At 59.2% G+C, this 17,015-nt stretch carries 24 protein-coding genes and 1 pseudogene; 9 read left to right on the forward strand and 16 right to left on the reverse strand.

Translation table 11 applies throughout. The features are described from left to right. The first annotated feature begins 2 nt into the window (after window positions 1-2). Window positions 3-278, forward strand: coding sequence for a hypothetical protein (locus Q8L25_RS17145; RefSeq protein WP_308920513.1), 276 nt, complete (start codon window positions 3-5; stop codon window positions 276-278). Between the two features lie 141 nt (window positions 279-419). Here Q8L25_RS17145 and Q8L25_RS17150 read toward each other — a convergent pair whose 3' ends face one another. Next, on the reverse strand, window positions 420-1,268 hold the full coding sequence (locus tag Q8L25_RS17150) for a pyruvate, water dikinase regulatory protein (protein WP_308920514.1): 849 nt from the start codon (window positions 1,266-1,268) through the stop codon (window positions 420-422). Between the two features lie 150 nt (window positions 1,269-1,418). Here Q8L25_RS17150 and ppsA point away from each other — a divergent pair, with 150 nt between their 5' ends. The 4 genes from ppsA (at window position 1,419) to Q8L25_RS17170 (ending at window position 6,059) form a co-directional block, all read left to right on the forward strand. Beyond that, a complete protein-coding gene (gene ppsA, locus Q8L25_RS17155) occupies window positions 1,419-3,854 on the forward strand; it encodes a phosphoenolpyruvate synthase (protein WP_308920515.1) in 2,436 nt (811 codons plus the stop codon). 134 nt (window positions 3,855-3,988) lie between these two features. Further along, window positions 3,989-4,501 (forward strand): Dps family protein, encoded by a 513-nt coding sequence (locus Q8L25_RS17160; RefSeq protein ID WP_308920516.1) that lies wholly within the window; start codon window positions 3,989-3,991, stop codon window positions 4,499-4,501. Window positions 4,502-4,681: 180 nt separating this feature from the next. Next, window positions 4,682-5,098, forward strand: a complete 417-nt coding sequence (locus Q8L25_RS17165; RefSeq protein WP_308920517.1) for an NfeD family protein — start codon at window positions 4,682-4,684, stop codon at window positions 5,096-5,098. 16 nt (window positions 5,099-5,114) lie between these two features. Further along, window positions 5,115-6,059, forward strand: coding sequence for a stomatin-like protein (locus tag Q8L25_RS17170; protein WP_308920518.1), 945 nt, complete (start codon window positions 5,115-5,117; stop codon window positions 6,057-6,059). A gap of 284 nt (window positions 6,060-6,343) precedes the next feature. Here the strand turns inward: Q8L25_RS17170 and Q8L25_RS17175 are convergent, their stop codons facing one another. After that, the gene (locus Q8L25_RS17175; RefSeq protein ID WP_308920519.1) at window positions 6,344-6,649 is read right to left on the reverse strand and encodes a hypothetical protein; all 306 of its coding nucleotides are present in this window, start codon (window positions 6,647-6,649) and stop codon (window positions 6,344-6,346) included. Here Q8L25_RS17175 and Q8L25_RS17180 point away from each other — a divergent pair. Beyond that, window positions 6,648-6,956 (forward strand): H-NS family nucleoid-associated regulatory protein, encoded by a 309-nt coding sequence (locus tag Q8L25_RS17180; RefSeq protein WP_065305939.1) that lies wholly within the window; start codon window positions 6,648-6,650, stop codon window positions 6,954-6,956. The genes Q8L25_RS17175 and Q8L25_RS17180 overlap by 2 nt on opposite strands. 311 nt (window positions 6,957-7,267) lie before the next feature. Here Q8L25_RS17180 and smpB read toward each other — a convergent pair whose 3' ends face one another. Then, complete coding sequence (smpB, locus tag Q8L25_RS17185) at window positions 7,268-7,717, reverse strand: SsrA-binding protein SmpB (RefSeq protein WP_308920520.1); 450 nt, start codon at window positions 7,715-7,717, stop codon at window positions 7,268-7,270. Window positions 7,718-7,812: 95 nt separating this feature from the next. On the opposite strand from smpB, the gene Q8L25_RS17190 reads away from it, so the two are divergent. Both Q8L25_RS17190 and Q8L25_RS17195 read left to right on the forward strand, forming a co-directional pair. Continuing rightward, window positions 7,813-8,250: a type II toxin-antitoxin system RatA family toxin gene (locus Q8L25_RS17190; protein WP_308920521.1), complete on the forward strand. Its 438-nt coding sequence runs from the start codon at window positions 7,813-7,815 to the stop codon at window positions 8,248-8,250. Continuing rightward, on the forward strand, window positions 8,237-8,548 hold the full coding sequence (locus tag Q8L25_RS17195) for an RnfH family protein (RefSeq protein ID WP_308920522.1): 312 nt from the start codon (window positions 8,237-8,239) through the stop codon (window positions 8,546-8,548). Before Q8L25_RS17190 ends, Q8L25_RS17195 begins: the two co-directional genes overlap by 14 nt. On the opposite strand, the gene Q8L25_RS17200 is transcribed toward Q8L25_RS17195, so the two are convergent. Further along, window positions 8,545-8,841 (reverse strand): addiction module antidote protein, encoded by a 297-nt coding sequence (locus Q8L25_RS17200; RefSeq protein ID WP_308920523.1) that lies wholly within the window; start codon window positions 8,839-8,841, stop codon window positions 8,545-8,547. The two genes, Q8L25_RS17195 and Q8L25_RS17200, sit on opposite strands and share 4 nt — an antisense overlap. Before the next feature lie 199 nt (window positions 8,842-9,040). Here Q8L25_RS17200 and Q8L25_RS17205 point away from each other — a divergent pair, with 199 nt between their 5' ends. Further along, a complete protein-coding gene (locus Q8L25_RS17205; protein ID WP_374694299.1) occupies window positions 9,041-10,162 on the forward strand; it encodes an ISAs1 family transposase in 1,122 nt (373 codons plus the stop codon). 148 nt (window positions 10,163-10,310) lie between these two features. On the opposite strand, the gene Q8L25_RS17210 is transcribed toward Q8L25_RS17205, so the two are convergent. From Q8L25_RS17210 to Q8L25_RS17265, 12 genes and pseudogenes are all read right to left on the reverse strand, one after another. After that, window positions 10,311-11,510: an Arm DNA-binding domain-containing protein gene (locus tag Q8L25_RS17210; protein ID WP_308920525.1), complete on the reverse strand. Its 1,200-nt coding sequence runs from the start codon at window positions 11,508-11,510 to the stop codon at window positions 10,311-10,313. Then, window positions 11,432-11,761, reverse strand: a complete 330-nt coding sequence (locus Q8L25_RS17215) for a hypothetical protein (protein ID WP_308920526.1) — start codon at window positions 11,759-11,761, stop codon at window positions 11,432-11,434. The genes Q8L25_RS17210 and Q8L25_RS17215 overlap by 79 nt, the downstream gene beginning before the upstream one ends. Next, the gene (locus Q8L25_RS17220) at window positions 11,758-12,771 is read right to left on the reverse strand and encodes a hypothetical protein (RefSeq protein WP_308920527.1); all 1,014 of its coding nucleotides are present in this window, start codon (window positions 12,769-12,771) and stop codon (window positions 11,758-11,760) included. Before Q8L25_RS17220 ends, Q8L25_RS17215 begins: the two co-directional genes overlap by 4 nt. Further along, complete coding sequence (locus Q8L25_RS17225; protein ID WP_308920528.1) at window positions 12,768-13,001, reverse strand: hypothetical protein; 234 nt, start codon at window positions 12,999-13,001, stop codon at window positions 12,768-12,770. Before Q8L25_RS17225 ends, Q8L25_RS17220 begins: the two co-directional genes overlap by 4 nt. Further along, window positions 12,998-13,321, reverse strand: a complete 324-nt coding sequence (locus tag Q8L25_RS17230; protein WP_308920529.1) for a hypothetical protein — start codon at window positions 13,319-13,321, stop codon at window positions 12,998-13,000. Before Q8L25_RS17230 ends, Q8L25_RS17225 begins: the two co-directional genes overlap by 4 nt. A gap of 109 nt (window positions 13,322-13,430) precedes the next feature. Then, a complete protein-coding gene (locus Q8L25_RS17235) occupies window positions 13,431-13,700 on the reverse strand; it encodes a hypothetical protein (RefSeq protein ID WP_308920530.1) in 270 nt (89 codons plus the stop codon). Beyond that, window positions 13,697-14,320, reverse strand: coding sequence for a hypothetical protein (locus Q8L25_RS17240; protein ID WP_308920531.1), 624 nt, complete (start codon window positions 14,318-14,320; stop codon window positions 13,697-13,699). The genes Q8L25_RS17235 and Q8L25_RS17240 overlap by 4 nt, the downstream gene beginning before the upstream one ends. After that, the gene (locus tag Q8L25_RS17245) at window positions 14,317-15,012 is read right to left on the reverse strand and encodes a hypothetical protein (protein ID WP_308920532.1); all 696 of its coding nucleotides are present in this window, start codon (window positions 15,010-15,012) and stop codon (window positions 14,317-14,319) included. Before Q8L25_RS17245 ends, Q8L25_RS17240 begins: the two co-directional genes overlap by 4 nt. Beyond that, window positions 15,009-15,326, reverse strand: coding sequence for a hypothetical protein (locus Q8L25_RS17250; protein WP_308920533.1), 318 nt, complete (start codon window positions 15,324-15,326; stop codon window positions 15,009-15,011). The genes Q8L25_RS17245 and Q8L25_RS17250 overlap by 4 nt, the downstream gene beginning before the upstream one ends. Next, a complete protein-coding gene (locus tag Q8L25_RS17255; protein ID WP_308920534.1) occupies window positions 15,323-15,739 on the reverse strand; it encodes a hypothetical protein in 417 nt (138 codons plus the stop codon). Before Q8L25_RS17255 ends, Q8L25_RS17250 begins: the two co-directional genes overlap by 4 nt. Then, window positions 15,736-15,987 carry a DNA translocase FtsK gene (locus tag Q8L25_RS17260; protein ID WP_308925746.1) on the reverse strand — a complete coding sequence of 84 codons (252 nt, stop codon included), beginning with the start codon at window positions 15,985-15,987 and terminating at the stop codon, window positions 15,736-15,738. Before Q8L25_RS17260 ends, Q8L25_RS17255 begins: the two co-directional genes overlap by 4 nt. A 132-nt stretch (window positions 15,988-16,119) precedes the next feature. After that, window positions 16,120-17,007, reverse strand: a pseudogene (locus tag Q8L25_RS17265) (recombination-associated protein RdgC); the annotation flags it as partial. Window positions 17,008-17,015 lie beyond the last annotated feature (8 nt).

Below are 17,015 nucleotides of genomic sequence, written 5' to 3' on the forward strand. Positions count from 1 at the left end.
TCATGAGCAAGATACAAGTTAATTTCAATCTCGGTAGCCGGGGACTCACTGCGGAAGAGAGTGTGGTCGTCGAAAATGCGAAGGATCTCTTCCGCTCAAGCCTTGAACGCCATGGCAAGAGCGTCGCCGGCCACGTAATTTTTGCCTCCAAATCCAAGGCCGTTGCGGCCTCGAAATCGGCTGCCAAACCACAAACTGAAGCCACTGGCAAGACTCCGGCCAGTGGTAGTGCTGCTTGGACATCCAATAGAACGACGGCGACAACGCGAAAGTATTGATACGTACTACGACGGGATGCCGGGCTGTGCTGCATCCAAGCTTGGATACGTTCATTCCGTAGTGACAAGTTGAACGTTTCGAGGAAGCAGTTGCCAGCCTGATTTTGACGTGACGCCTGAGCGATGGCCGTTCTTCCTGTATCAATACTCGCGGCGGTTCGGCTTGATTTCCTGCAGTATCGTCGTCGAGATCTCCTCGATCGATTTGGTGGTCGACGACAGCCAGCGTATCCCCTCGCGTTTCATCATTTTTTCCGCCTCGTTGACCTCGTAGCGGCAATTTTCAATCGCCGCATACTTGCTGCCAGCCCGTCTTTCGTTGCGTATTTCCGACAAACGTTCGGGCGTAATGCTTAATCCAAAAATTTTATTCTTGAATTCATATAAAGCCGATGGCAGCTTGTCGCGTTCGAAATCGTCGGGAATCAGCGGATAGTTGGCGGCCTTGATACCGTATTGCATGGCCAGATACAGGCTGGTCGGCGTCTTGCCCGAGCGCGATACGCCGACCAGGATGACGTCGGCCGAGGACAGGTTTTTATGCGACTGGCCATCGTCGTGCGCCAGCGAATAATTGATCGCCTCGATGCGGTTCTTGTATTCCTCGCTGTCGACGATATTGTGCGAGCGGCCGATGGTATGGGTCGACATCACGCCCAGTTCCTGCTCCAGCGGCGCCACAAAGGTCTGGATCAGGTCCATATGCATGCCGCTGGACTTGCGGATCACGGCCGACAGGTCGGACTTCACCAGGGTCGAAAAGATGATCGGGCGCTGGCCGTCGGCGGCGAAGGCTTCGTTGATCTTGCGCGCCGCCTCGTAGGCCTTGTCCATGGTGTCGATGAAGGGCAGGCGCACCTGGCGAAAGCGCAATTCGAACTGCGACAGCACGGAATGGCCGAAGGTCTCGGCGGTGATGCCGGTGCCGTCGGAGACGAAGAAAACGGTGCGGGCCGCCGAGGGCAAGGGGGGGCGTGGTTCGGTTGTCATGGTTTTGATATCAAGATTGTGCGTCGTCAATTTGCGCCGCACAAGGTAAAATGGCTGGAACGGTATTGATTGTGCTGCACGACGCCAAGAATAACAAGAAGACTGTCTGTGCGCCGCGCCTAAAGGTTTCTAATCAGTAAGGGTGTCATTATGACCAACGCAGCATTGCAGGAGCAGCAGAAAGACCAGGACGCGGTGTACGTCGCCTCGTTCGAACATTTGCGCATGACGGATGTCGAATCCGTCGGCGGCAAGAACGCCTCGCTGGGCGAGATGATCAGCCAGCTGGCCGAAGCCGGCGTGCGCGTGCCTGGCGGTTTCGCCACCACCGCGCAAGCGTTCCGCGACTTCCTGTCGTATAGCGCCAACGGCGGCCTGCCGCTGGCGCAGCGCATCGCCGACCGCCTGGAAGGCCTGAAGATCGACGACGTGCGTTCCCTGGCGCAAGCCGGCGCCGAAATCCGCCAGTGGATTGTCGAAACCCCGTTCCAGCCCCGCCTGGCCGCCGAGATCGATGCGTTCTACGCCAAGCTGGTGGCCGATTCCGATACCGAGATGTCGTTTGCCGTGCGCTCGTCCGCCACCGCGGAAGACTTGCCGGACGCTTCGTTCGCAGGCCAGCAGGAAACCTTTTTGAACGTGGTCGGCATCGACAATGTGCTCGACGCCATGAAGCAGGTGTTCGCCTCGCTGTACAACGACCGCGCCATCTCGTATCGCGTGCACAAGGGCTTCACGCACGCCGAAGTGGCCCTGTCGGCCGGCGTGCAGCGCATGGTGCGCTCGGACTTGGGCGCGGCCGGTGTGATGTTTACCATCGACACCGAATCGGGCTTCAAGGACGTGGTCTTCGTCACCTCCAGCTATGGCCTGGGCGAGACCGTGGTGCAGGGCGCCGTCAATCCGGACGAATTCTATGTGCACAAGCCGATGCTGGAAAAAGGCAAGTCGCCTGTGATCCGTCGCAATATCGGCTCCAAGCTGCTCAAAATGGAATTCACCAACGAAGCGAAAGCTGGCCGTTCCGTGAAAACAGTCGACGTGCCGGTCGAAATGCGCAACCGCTATTCGCTCAACGACAGCGAAGTGGTGGAGCTGGCGAAATACGCCGTCATCATCGAAAACCATTACGGCCGTCCGATGGACATCGAATGGGGCAAGGATGGCCGCGACGGCAAGCTGTACATCCTGCAGGCGCGTCCTGAAACCGTCAAATCGCAGCAGAAAGCGACCGACGTGCAGGAACGCTTCAAGCTGAAAAGCACCGGTACCGTACTGACGTCCGGCCGCGCCATTGGCCAGAAGATCGGCGCCGGTCCCGTGCGCGTGATCCACGATCCGGCCGATATGGAACGCGTGCAGCCGGGCGACGTGCTGGTGGCCGACATGACCGATCCGAACTGGGAACCGGTCATGAAACGCGCCTCGGCGATCGTCACCAACCGAGGCGGGCGTACCTGCCACGCGGCGATCATCGCGCGTGAGCTGGGCGTGCCGGCTGTCGTTGGCTGCGGCGACGCCACCGACGTGCTGAAGGACGGCACGTTCGTGACCGTGGTGTGCTCGGAAGGCGACGAAGGCAAGATCTACGACGGCCTGCTGGAAACGGAAGTGTCGGAAGTGTCGCGCGGCGAACTGCCGAAACTCGACACCAAGATCATGCTCAACGTCGGCAACCCGCAGCTGGCCTTCGACTTCCAGTCGGTGCCGAACGCCGGCGTGGGCCTGGCCCGCCTGGAATTCATCATCAATAACAATATTGGTGTGCACCCGCGCGCGATCCTGGAATACCCGAACATCGATGCCGACCTGAAAAAAGCGGTCGAATCGGTGGCCCGTGGCCATGCGTCGCCAAAAGCGTTTTACATCGACAAGCTGGCCGAAGGCATCGCCACCATCGCCGCCGCGTTCTGGCCGAAAAAGGTCATCGTGCGCCTGTCCGACTTCAAGTCGAACGAGTACAAGAAACTGATCGGCGGTTCGCGCTACGAGCCGGACGAGGAAAACCCGATGCTGGGCTTCCGCGGCGCGGCGCGCTACCTGTCCGCCGATTTCTCGGAAGCGTTCAACATGGAATGCGAAGCGATGAAACGCGTGCGCAATGACATGGGCCTGACCAACGTGGAAATCATGGTGCCGTTCGTGCGCACCCTGGGCCAGGCCGAGAAAGTGATCGACCTGCTGGCGAAGAATGGCCTGAAGCGCGGCGAGAACGAGCTGCGCGTCATCATGATGTGCGAAGTGCCGTCGAACGCCATCCTGGCCGACCAGTTCCTCGACCATTTCGATGGCTTCTCGATCGGCTCGAACGACCTGACCCAGCTGACCCTAGGCCTGGACCGCGATTCCGGCATGGAATTGCTGGCCGCCGACTTCGACGAGCGCGATCCTGCCGTGAAAGCGCTGCTGTCGCTGGCCATCAAGGCCTGCCTGGCGCGCGGCAAGTACATCGGCATTTGCGGCCAGGGTCCTTCGGACCACCCTGACTTTGCCGTCTGGCTGATGGAGCAGGGCATCGAGTCGATGTCGCTGAACCCGGATTCGGTGATCGATACCTGGCAAAAACTGGCGGCGTTGAAAGCGTAAGCTTTTCACTGGCCCCAACGAAAAACCCGCTGCCGGCAATGGCAGCGGGTTTTTTTTGGCCCGCACGGCGCCCAGTGATGAGATAGCGCAAGATTTGCTAAAATGGTTTTACTTTCACACAGACAGGAGTTGATATGGCAAGCAAGAAACCAACTGTAAATCCGAAAACTGGCTCGGCAAAAATCGATATCGGCATTTCCGAATCGGACCGCGCGAAGATCGCGGCAGGCTTGTCGGGCCTGCTGGCCGACAGCTACACCCTGTACCTGATGACCCATAATTTCCATTGGAACGTCAAGGGACCGATGTTCAATACGCTGCACCTGATGTTCATGACGCAGTACACCGAACAGTGGGGCGCGCTGGACCTGATCGCCGAACGTATCCGCGCGCTGGGCTACCCTGCGCCAGGTACCTACAAGCAGTTCGTCGAGCTGGCCTCGATCAAGGAAATCGAAGGCGTGCCGCCGGCGCTGGACATGGTGCGCCATCTGGTCTCGGCCCAGGAAGCGACGGCCCGCACGGCACGCGCCCTGTTCCCGCTGCTGGAAAAAGCCAATGACCAGCCGACCGCCGATTTGATCACGCAGCGCCTCGACCTGCATGAAAAAACCGCGTGGATGTTGCGCAGCCTGCTCGAAGAATAATAGTCTTGAAAGAATGAAATTCCGGCTCGCCTATTGACGTGAGCCGGAATTGCTTTAGACTGTTACTTATAGGTATACAGGCAAGAATAAATATCTGGCAATATTGTGAAGACCCCCGTCACCTATATCGGTCACGGGGGTTTTTATTTTTCCGCAACGGCTGACTGAAAGGAAAACATCATGGCCGATTGGATAGGCTGGTTTATCGCGGGTGGGCTGGTATTGATCCTGGAATTATTCAGCGGAACCTTTTATTTGCTGATGATCGCCATTGGCATGAGTGCCGGCGCGCTGGCCGCATTGGCCGGCGCAAATGGACCGCTGCAAGGCTTGTGCGCGGCCGTGGTCGGCGTGGTGGCGACCTTGTTATTGCGCCGCAGCCGCTTCGGCAAGGCGGCGCGCCGCGATGCGGCCCAGGACCCGAATGTGAATCTCGATATCGGTCAAAGCGTGGCGGTGGCGCATTGGGTCGATGGCGTGGCGCGCGTGATGTATCGCGGCGCCTTGTGGGATGTGGAATTAATGCCCGGCAGTGATACGCAAGCAGGGCAGTACACCATACGTGCCGTGCGCGGCAGCCGTTTGATTGTTGGATAACACTGGAGAGTAAACTATGGAAATTAGCATCGGGAGCGTATCGCTGATCTTGTTATTGCTGGCGCTGGTATTTGTCTTCAAGACCGTCAATGTCGTGCCGCAGCAGCATGCCTGGGTAGTGGAACGGCTGGGGAAATTTCACGCCGTGCTGGGCCCTGGCCTGAATATCGTGGTGCCGTTTGTCGACCGCATCGCCTACAAGCATGTGCTCAAGGAGATTCCGCTCGACGTGCCACCGCAGGTGTGCATCACGCGAGACAATACGCAGTTGCAAGTCGACGGTATTCTGTATTTCCAGATTACCGACGCGATGCGCGCGTCGTATGGTTCATCCAATTACATCGCCGCCATTACCCAATTGGCGCAAACCACCTTGCGTTCCGTGATCGGCAAGATGGAGCTCGATAAAACCTTTGAAGAGCGCGACCATATCAATACCGCCATCGTCAATGCCATCGACGAATCGGCGGCCAATTGGGGCGTCAAGGTATTGCGTTATGAAATCAAGGATTTGACACCGCCCAAGGAAATCCTGCATGCCATGCAGGCGCAGATTACGGCCGAACGTGAAAAGCGTGCATTGATCGCCGCTTCGGAAGGACGCAAGCAGGAGCAGATCAATATCGCCAGCGGCGAGCGCGAAGCGGCGATTGCCCGCTCGGAAGGTGAAAAGCAGGCCTCGATCAACCGCGCCGAGGGGCAGGCCACCGCCATTGTCGCGCTGGCGCAAGCCAACGCCGAAGCGCTGCGCCAGGTGGGCGCGGCCATCAGGGAGCCGGGCGGTGAGGACGCTGTCAACTTGAAAGTGGCGGAACAGTATGTGGGCGCCTTTGCGCAACTGGCCAAAACCAATAACTCGATTATCGTGCCGGCCAATCTGGGCGAGATGAGCAGTTTGATCGCTACCGCCATGCAAGTGGTAAAAACGCAAAAGCCGAAAGGCGGAGTAGCGCTCCCCTGAGTAATCACTAGTTATTCAATAGTAACTATCGCCCGCTGTTGCGGGCGTTTTTGCATCTTCTGTATTGTGCGCGGATACCGCATGCGGGAGTCGTCTCGCCAGTTTGCTACAATCACGCATTATTTGAATCAAGGTGGTTGATGCCTCGATTGAAGTGATGTGTAGCGTGCAGCGTGTATTCTCTTTTTCGATTAAAGTGTGCGTCATTGCAGGTGGCGGCAATGCACGGAGATGGTGCAGTGAAGTCGTTATTTGCAGTGTGCCGGTAAATTCAACATGCTTTTTTATAAATTGTCTTTTATGATGACGATAAATTGCAATGAATCAAAAAATACTTCAGGATTAATGGCACCATGGTGATTGCTGCTTGATGGGATGGTTGGCGATGTCGGCATCTTTGCAAGAATACGAAGCTCAATGCCGGGCGGCAGTGTTTTGTCTTTGCCACAGATGTCATGATAATGGCGCTGCCGGATGAAAATAATTGCAAAAAACTTTAAATTTTCAAAAAAAATCTCCTCAGGCACGTTACAATTGGATAGAATTTGCGTATACAGCACTCTTTTCAACTCATACAAAGGAAATATCATGGATCTGTCCAGTTTATCCCTGTCGGAACTGCGCACGCTGCAAGACGACATCAAGAAGCAGATGAAAAAACGCGAACATGACGATCTGTCAAAAGCGCGCGAGCAAATCCTGGCCATCGCGCAAAGCGTGGGCGTGTCTGTCAAAGACCTGGTGGGTACGGGTATTCGTGCAAAAACCGGTACGGTAGCCGTGCGTTATCGTAATCCTGACGATGCATCGCAACAATGGACTGGCCGTGGCCGTCAACCGAAATGGGTCAAGGAATGGACCGATTCGGGTAAATCGCGTGACCTGCTGAAGGTGTAATTACCTTTCATTCGGATGCTTGTACTGTGTGAATCTTGTCATGCTGGCCAAACAGCTTGCAAGCATCCGGAAGTTTTTATCTGCCGCAACCGGTCGTTTTCCAGGCCAGCCATTCTCCTGTTCTTAACTCCCAGCTTATCTCCCTGTTTATCTCTATTGTCATTCTGGCATCACGCCTGAATAACGCCGTATTATTCCCGTTTTCCTTGTTTTTATCCTGATGATGCCGCCCAGTTGGGCATGATGGCGCATGGCGCAGGCAAAATAAAACCCGGCGCATGGCCGGGTTGGTGGTGTGGGGTGCTTGCCAATCAGCGGCGATTGGTTTTCATCGCCGCCTGGACTTCGCGCGCGCCATCGCGGTCGCGCTCCGCGGCCCGCTTGTCATGCTGCTTCTTGCCCTTGGCCAGGCCGATTTCGCATTTCACGCGGCCGCCCTTGTAATGCAGGTTGAGTGGCACCAGGGTGAAGCCGGAGCGCTCGACCTTGCCGATCAGTTTGTCCATTTCCGCGCGGTGCAGCAGCAGCTTGCGCGTGCGCACGGCTTCCGGGTGGATATGGGTGGAGGCGGTCGGCAGGGCGCTGATATGCGCGCCGAACAGGAATAGTTCGGTACCGCGGACAACCACGTAGGCTTCCTTGATTTGTACGCGGGCGTCGCGAATGGCCTTGACTTCCCAGCCTTCGAGCACGATGCCGGCTTCGTAGCGATCCTCGATAAAGTAGTCGTGGAATGCTTTTCTATTGTCTGCTATGGTCATGAGAATGGTAAATGTGCGCGGGTCGGTTAAACTACTGTCTCGCGCAAGCGCGATAAAATCCAAGTGTATCCAACATCATAGCAAATGGTTCTTCAATGGCAGTAGTACATAAATCAGTTTTTCTCGGCTACAGCGCCGAACAAATGTTCGCGCTGGTGGCGGCAGTGGAAGATTATCCCAAATTCCTGCCTTGGTGCGGCGCGGTCGAGATACGCGAGCGCGGCGACAACACCGTCGTTGCCAGCGTGGGCATACAGTACCACGGCGTACGCCAAAGCTTCACCACGTCCAACGAGAACGTGCCTTTCAGCTCCATCAAGATGAAGCTGGTGGACGGTCCTTTCAAGACCCTCGATGGCGTCTGGACCTTCAAGGCCTTGCGCGAAGACGCCTGCAAGATCGAGCTGGACCTTCGCTACGAGTTTTCCAGCCGCGTGCTCGAACAGATCATCGGCCCAGTGTTCGGCATGATCGCCAACAGCATGGTCGATTCCTTCTGCAAGCGTGCCGAGACGGTCTATGGCGGCGCCTGACGCGACCGAAGTGCAGGTCGAGGTGCAGGTCTGCTACGCGCTGCCCGATGCCGCCTTCCTGCGCACCATGAGCCTGCCTGCCGGCAGCACGCTGCAGCAGGCGCTTGAGCAGAGCGGCTTGCTGCGGCAGCATCCCGAGATCGACCTGGCTGTCAATCTGGTCGGTATCCACGGCAAGAAGAAGACGCTCGATACGGTCTTGCGGGCGCAGGACAGGGTGGAAGTGTATCGCCCCCTGCAGGCCGACCCGAAAGAGGCGCGCCGGCGCCGTGCCGGGAGCAAGGGTGCCAAGGCTTAGCTGGCAAGCGTGCTGGCGCGTAGCTGCAAGCCCAGCGCGCGTGTCACCTTCAGTATCGTCGCAAAGCTCGGGTTGCCTTCGCCGGACAGCGCCTTGTACAGGCTCTCCCGGCCCAGTCCCGTATCCTTGGCCAGTTGCGTCATGCCACGCGCCTTGGCAATATTGCCGAGCGCCTTGGCGATGAATGCGGCGTCATCGCCGGCTTCTTCGAGACAGGCGTCAAGGTAGGCGAGCTCATCTGCTGGTGTCTTCAAATAGCTGCTGGAGTCCCAGCGGAGCAGCTTTTGTTCCATTAATGTCTCCCTTGATGTTTGTACTCATAGTAGTTTTTGGCAAACGACAGTGCAAGCGCAGTCCTGTCCAAGGTCTTGCCAGGGCGATTGCATGAAGCATCAGTGCTTGGTGTGGCCGTAGGTCGAAAATATTGCTTGTAAACGCATTGAGAAAGGCGTTTACTTTCGATATTTGGACGGACAAATGGCAAATGAACCAATCTCGTTGGTGGCGGCATTCGATGACTTGAGCGACCCGCGTGGGCGTCAATGTCCGTATCGACTCGACGAGTTGCTGCTGGCGGCGATCTGCGCAGTCATCAGCGGCGCGGAGAGTTGGACGGCGGTTGTCGAATGGAGCGAAACAAAGCTCGACTGGCTGCGCCAACAGCTGCCCTTTGCCAACGGCATCGCCTCGCACGACACCTTCGGGCGGGTGTTTTCGCTGCTCGATGCGACGCAGTTCGAGGCATGTTTCGTCAGATGGATGGGGACGATGTGCCCGGCGCTGCCGGGGCAGCACATTGCCATCGACGGCAAGTGCGTGCGCGGCTCCCATGATGGCAAACACAGCGCGATTCATCTGGTGTCGGCATGGAGCAGCGCCAGTGGCTTGACGCTGGGGCAAGTGAGGACCGCCGACAAGAGCAACGAGATCACCGCGATCCCTCAATTGCTGGCCACGCTGGACATCAAGGGCGCCGTCATCACGATAGATGCGATGGGGTGCCAGCATGATGTCGCCGCCAAGATTGTCGCTGGCGGCGCCGACTATGTGCTGGGGGTAAAGGATAACCAACCCAGTCTGGCCGAAGCGATACGGTTGTGGTTCGATGCCGCCGAGGCGGGTACCTTGGATCGTCCGTTCTGGGATCACAACCACACTGAAAAGGACCACGGGCGCATTGAAACCCGGCGCTGCCTGGTCACCAACGACGTTGCCTGGCTGGGCCAGCAAAACCAGCACTGGGCCGGCGTCCAAAGCCTGATCATGATTGAATCTAGGCGCGAAATCATCGGCAGAAACAGCAGCGGTGCCGCCAGCGTCGAGCGGCGCTATTACCTCAGCAGCCTAGCAGCCAAAGCGGCTCATCTTGCGCACATCGTCCGGGCCCATTGGGGTATCGAAAACAACATGCACTGGGTTCTCGACGTCGCGTTCCGCGAAGACGATTGCCGTATCAGGGTCGGCGAAGGAGCACAAAACTTCGCCATCCTACGCCGAATCGCCCTGAACTTGCTGAAAAATGAGAAGTCGACCAAGGTAGGCATCGCCACCAAACGCTTAAAAGCCGGCTGGAGTGCTGACTACCTTGCCAAGGTCTTGGGCTTGCCGATCTGATGCTTCATGCAATCGCCCTGAAGGTCTTGCAAAGGTTCAAGACAGCAGGCAGGAATTTCTGTATAAATTGCTTCGCATCCAAAGGCCCAGCATTCATGCGGGTTTCAAGTGCTTTTGAGAATTTGAGGGCGAAACGAGGGCGAACTGCTTACCGAATCATTCTTTTCTTACCTTCGATCATTCGCATGTAGAAGTCAGGCAGCAAGCCATCATCCTGCTCAAGCCAGCGTGCATAAATTCGCGTGACCATCGTCGTGTCGGCATGCCCCATCTGCTTGGCCACGTACATCAAATTTTCACCGGCTGATAGCAAGGTCGACGCGAAAGTGTGGCGCGTTTGGTACTGGGTTCGGTGCCTGACACCCGCTTTCTTCAAGGTTGGAATCCACACTCTATTCAGCCTGTCACTGGTATCCCACCCTCGTCCGGTTGCCGGATCGAGGAATACAGGGCCATTGGCCAGGCGGCTATATTGCTCCTGGGCCCCCAAGGCTTCGTATGCGCCGCGACGAAGATCGATCACGCGCTTGCTGGATTTCGTCTTTGTGTTCTTGCTTGTAACTCCGACAACCCGCGCTCGCTCGACTTTCACCGTGCAATTTTCCCAATCGATCGACTCCCATTGCAAGGCAATGTATTCGCTTGGCCGCATGCCTGTTGCAAATGCGAATAGCCAGACGTTGCGCAACTGCTCGTCTGCGACAGTCAGTATTTTTTTGATCTCATCCGCGCTGAACGGGTCGGCAGTAGGCGTCTTCTCATATGCATCGCGGCTGAGGACCTTCCGCAGCTTGACTCGATCAAGGGGGCTGCTGTCGATAAGGTCATCATTAACTGCCTGGTCCAGCACGCTTCGAAATGGGATCAGCATCTGATTGATAGATGCTGCCGACAGGCTCAACGTGCCAATCCAGGTCCTTATCGACGCTGGCGTTAGGTCGCGCACGCGGGTAGTCTCCCACTGCGGCTTCAGCTTCGACGTGTAGGTTCGCCAATAATTTTTCAGGCTGCTGGGGGCTAGCGTCCGCTTGTAGATCACGTACTGCTCGGCAAGCAACTCCCCCACCGTCACGTTATTGCGATCAGTGCGAATCCCCAACTTCGCCAGCTGAGGGGAGTCAGGAAAATATTTAACATATGAGAAGGTGCCCATCTCGATCGCGTTGAGGATCTCGCCTCGCAGACGCTCGGCGTATTTTATGTTTGCTTTCGAATGGGTCAGTCGCAAGGTCTCCCTGCACTCCGATCCTCGATACATGAACTTTATTCTTATCGACTCGCTTTTGGCATGCGCACGGAGCTCAACGCCTGGCGAGACGGACTTGTTTGTTCCCATTTTGCGACCCATTCTTCTACTGCCGGCAGATTAATCCACAGTCGGCCATCCACAATTTTGCATTGATTGCCATCGAGCCATTTGCCAGCCTTGCGACGAGCCTGCACGGAATCGACGGAATCGCCTGATATTTCGACGTAGCGCTCTAGCTTCACCCAGGCCAGAGGCTGACGCTGCGCCTCAGCCTTGGCGGCTGCTGCGCGCGCGTTGCGCTCGATGGTCTCGACAAGCTTAGCTACCATGTCGTGCTCGGTCATATTCATGGCGCACCCCCGGTTGCCACGTCGCCGGCGTGTCCGCTGCCACCACATGCAGGACAATCGAGCTCACCGTTGCCCGGCTCGGCGCCGTCGTTCATGAAGACCAGGCCGCCCGGCGTCGCAGCGACCGACTGGCCGGCGGCGCGCGCGGCCGCGATGGCCTGCTGCGTCTCGGGTGAGGGCGGGGCGTGACAGCGTGCAAGCCGCGCTTTTAACCTTGCAATCAGCGCATCACGCTCTCGCAGCTGGTTCTTGAATGCGGGCGCCTCGCAATCGCGCGCACACGGTGCCGGGTGCTGGCCATTGGCCTGGAGCGCCCCGCGATCCGCCGCGGCGGTGCATGGCTCATCCAGCATCTTGCGGATGCCCTTCATTGCCTTGAGCCGCACAACGTGGAGCGAGTGAGGGGTATCGAGCGCGATGTAAGCGAGCTCCAGGGTATTGCGCAAATCATCCGGCGCGGCCGCGGGCTGCACGGGTGCGTCAAACGCCTCACCGCGAACCTTGGTGAGCTGCGTCCAGTTCTTCGAGTCGCGTGTGAGCAGGTAGGCGGCAACAAGGCGGTCATAGCTGTCGAAGTATGCGCACCACTTGATGCGAACTGCCTGGCATGCCTCATCGGGTGCGTACAGAGCTTTATCGGCCTGGCTGGCAAACTGATGGATCCACTTTTCCCCCGCCTGCGCCGCTGGCAGCTCATCCATGTACATCAGTGCGGCCACCGGCACCGGCGCCTGCGCCAATCTCACATCGCCAACTCCATCGATCCAGACCGACTTGCCGTCAGCGCTGAGCGGCACCATGGCTTGCGGCGCCTGAACCGGGCCGACGGCCGCGCTAGCGGCCGCCAGATATGCTTCCAGCAAGCGGTCAGAGAGTTGGGCCAGCGAGTTGCCTGGCTTCGCCGGATCGCATTGCAGGGTGACGCCGTCGCTGTCGATCGTGTGCCCACAGTCCAGCGCTGCCATCATCAGTGCATTTCTGATTCGCTTATGTTGCTCGTTATTCATCATGTCGGTTGCTCCAATATGGTTATTGCGGATGGCGCGACCGGCTCAGTCAGGCCCTCGATGTACACGGTCATGTCGGCATCACCCTTGTGCCAGCAGAAGCCGGCAATAAAGCAGTTCAGGCCCTGGTAGCCGACCGGCCTGGCCAGTTGCTTTGCGCGGTGGATGCGCAGGTCGTGCTGGTCGGCCAGCTCGCGCGGTGTTTCGGCCGGCGCCGGCGTGCGGGTGCTCATGTTGCAGCCGGTGAGCGAGATGCAAACCAGGCGACCGGGCCGTCTTCATCTTCGTACAGGGCCAGCAAAAACCAGTCCAGCCCTGGGCTGGTCGGCTGCCAGTCCACCAGGGCTGAGGGATCACCCTCGCCCTCAAAGTAGCGATCCGCCAAATCGGGCGCATCCTCCTCCATCCAGACGCTTTTCACCACCAGGCATTGAGCCTCGGTCCACGCCCTGAAGCTGGCCGCGTCGCCTTCACCAAACGGTGGTAAATCGGGGTGGTCGTAATGCCCCTGGGCATCGCGCACGACAGGTGCGGCTTCAATTTTCTGTTCCATATTCGCTTTCAGGTTGTCGCGGCCAGGGCGCCCGCCAGGGTCGCCGCCACGTAAATCAGGATCAGGGCCACCGCCACGCGCGCGGCCGACCGGCTTCTCGTTTTGTTGCTCATCGCGTAGCCCGGACGCTGCCGGTGCGAACCCAGCGCGCAATGCCCAGTTCGCATGCACTGGTCAGCGCCACGCCGTTTGCCATCCCGGCGTGGGTGGCCGGGCCATTGCAACCGCAGTTGCAGGTGCGCCGGCGACCCGGCCGCGTGGGCTTCTTCTCGCTGTAGCGAATGTGGGCTTGAGCCGAACCGATCTTGCCCCAGCCTGCGGTGCCGCCACGCATGGCGGCTGACAGCGCGCTTTTGCTTAGGTCGTTCAGGTCGGTCATGGAGCCTCCGCCGGCGGCTCGATGCCGCGCCAGGTGTAGTAGGCCGGCAGATCACCTTGCGCAACGTACAGTTCTGGCGATCCATATTCATAGGTCGCGCCGTATCGTGCGCCCGGGAATAAGAATGAAACAGTGCACTTCATTCCACCGCCATCGTCGCGAGGTTCCAGCTTAGCGCCGTAGACGTGCACATCCTTGATCGAGCAGCCGGGAAACTTCGCTTCAAACAGCTCAATCAAAGCAACCTTTGCGGCACCGTTGGCTCGCCGCTCGGCATGGTTCCGCGCCTGGCAAGTCGAGCAGCAAAACACGTCCTGGCCTGACGCCACAGGAGTGCAGTCATCTGGATCGAAGTCCTCGTTGTCCATGTACTCGTCGATCTTGCGGCTGCACTGGTGGCACTCGAACCACCAGCCATCTTTGATCAGCACCAGCGGCGGTACTGGGCCGGGCGCGTAAAGGTCGTATGCAGGGTTGCGGCGGCAATGCTCGACACCTTCCCAGTCAACATTTAGCTCGCTGGCGCCCTCGCGGCGCGCGGTGGCGTTGTTGTTTGCGAAGATGATGCAGCAGTGCCCCTCGTCCGGCTCGCGCACTTCATAGGCAAGCAGGCGCTTCATGGAGCCACCCGCTTGAATTCAATGACCCACACCCATGGGTTGGCGTCCCAGCTGCCGGCGCCGTTGATGGATTCCCACAGCGATTCAAAGCTCTCGCGCGCCGAATATGCCGGGTCACCGTCAGCGCCATTCGTATAGTGCAGATAATCATCGCCAGGCCAGCCCTCGCCGCCGCGCCCGTTCGGTCCTTTGTCGAGCGGCCCTATCCAATTCGGCGCTACACCCTCGGCCAAGGCGTCTGCCTCGCTGCAGTCGTTCAGCCGCTCGACGCGGACCGACACGATCTGCAGCAGGATGCGGCTGGCCGCACGAGGCATGTGGATGCTTGGCTTCCATGGCCCTCCATAGTCGGTACGGTTGTCGCATTCGCGATAGACTGTCCACTCTTGGCCCAGCGCTTGGCATACGGTCGTCTTTGCGAATGCTTCGCGCACCCACAGCCGGTCGCCGGGCTGGCCGTGCGGGCAACCGATGGTCTCGCCAGTGCGCGTGTGCCAGATAACCACTTGCAGCGGCACTTCATTGCCGGCCGCCGTCCGCCCGCCGTTCTCGCCACCGATGGTTGACGCCAGCCATTCACCCAGCGCCGCCGGCGCCGGCGGCAACTTGATAACCCGCCTGGTTTGCGTCTTGGTGCCGGCCAGAGTGGCGCGCACCATGGCGCCGTTCATGAGGATGGGGTGCTCTTTCATGCTTTTTCTCCAGCGGCCGGCGTGGTCGCAAACATATCGACGGTTTTGGTATCGCGCACCACCAGCGGCGGCAGCACGTCCAAGAATTCGCCGATGGTCAGCGTGTTGTCGCGTGGGCCATACGGCATGCATTCGACGTCCCAGTGTCCCGGCAAATCATCCTCGGTCCGAATTTCCCGATCGGCCACAGCGTCGATGGGCTGGTCCTTGATCTCGCCAAAGCTCTCCCTGAAGCGAATTTCGGCCTCGCGCTCGCTGGTGGCCATAATGACGGCCGTGAGGGTGGCGCTGACGGTGTAGAGGCGGTTGATCATGTGGCGCCGCCATTGAGGAAGTTGTTGATCCGGACGGAAAGCGGATTGATGACTGGCTGCTCGCCGGCGGCCTTGAGGGCGGCCAGATGGTCGTCGTGCGGCTTCACTGCTTCGCTCAGCAGCACCCGTGCTGCGGCAAGCTTTTCTTCCAGGCCCTTGGCGTAGGAGCTCATGCCGCGCACGTTCCAGCCACCAGCAAGATGATCGTCGGACAGGCCATCGAGCGCATTCCAACAAGCGACCAGGCGCTGCGCGTTGGCCTCGCGCATGCCCGGATTGTTCGCGCCAAAGTCAATGGCCACCGCTACGCCAGCACTGCCGCCCATCCCACGGATCACGGTTTCCGGGCTGCAGCCGTCATCCTGGACCGTTTCGGCAACGAAAAGCAGGCCAGGGGTGCGCACGCCGCTCATGCTGCCGCTCCCGTCACCGCCGTCACCGTGTAGATGCCCTGCGTGCCCTTGACCACGCCTGCGGCTTCCATCGCCTCGATCAGCCGGGCCGCACGGTTATAGTCGATCAGTAGGTTGCGCTGTACCAGCGAGATCGACGCGCGCTGCTGCGTGCGCACGACCTCGACGGCCTGGTCGTACAGCGGATCGGTCGTGCTGCCGTCACCGGGAGGCACGGCGTCGGCGGCCCTGGGCTCCAGGTCGCGCATCGTGAGGCCTCGCTGTGCGAGTTGGCCGGCGATATGATCATTCAGCGACAGCACCTCGCGCTCTTCGCGTACAGGCTCGTGGCCTTTGGCCGGCGCCGCGTCAACGGCAGGGCCCGGCGGCCGCGCATCTACCTCGGCTTCGCCGCCCAGCACCTCGACCAGATCGGCCAGCATCTTGGCCAGCTCGCCGGTCATCAGGGCGAAGTCGCTGTCGAAGCGCTCGTCGTCATTCCGCGTGGCGCTTTCCTTGATGATTTCCAGCGGCTTGATCGACTTGATGGCCATGCTCTCGTCCAGCACGAAGGAAATCTTGTCGTTCCAGGTCATGGCCAGGCGCGTGCACTGCTTGCCGGCGGCGATGTGGCGGCGGATATCGTCCGCTTCCAAGGTGTGGCGCTTGTACGCTACCTGAGCCTTGCTCTCGCCGGTGGCGCGCATGATCGCGTCCTGGTCGACCGTGAAGCCGGCCGGGGATTCGTCCGCTTGCAGCCACTCCGTCATCGCGCCGACCGGCGAGCGCTGAACGCGCAGGCTTTCCAGCGGCAGTTTGTCGACGGACTTGAGTAGCAGCTTGACCACGTCGTCGGCCTTGGCCGGGCTGGCCGCGTCCACCACCAGCCAGCCATTCACCGAATCGATCCATACGTCCGTGGTGGTGGCCAGCGGGAACGCGCGCGGCAAAAGCTCGTCGGTAACGCGCTCTTTCAGTTCCTTCATGGCCTTTTTGCCGGGCGGGAAGCCTTGGGCCTCTTCCATTTCTGCCGCCCGGGTTTTCGTGAACTGGTTGATGACGCTGGACGGCAGCAGCTTCTTCTCGGTTTTCAGCTGCATCAGGAACTGGCCGCCGACGGCGTGCACGAGCGGCTGGTCGGCGCCGCGTGGTGGGGCCCAGCCTTGGCTGACCATATCCATGCTGGTGGCGTCGGTGAACTTCTGCGGCGCCAGCGCTTCGGCGAGGGCGTCAGCCGTCATCGGCCAGTTTTGCGGCAGGCGATATGCTTGGATATTTTTGAAAAACATGGCGGTTC

The organism is Janthinobacterium sp. J1-1 (genome assembly GCF_030944405.1).
Taxonomy (GTDB): Bacteria; Pseudomonadota; Gammaproteobacteria; order Burkholderiales; family Burkholderiaceae_D; genus Janthinobacterium.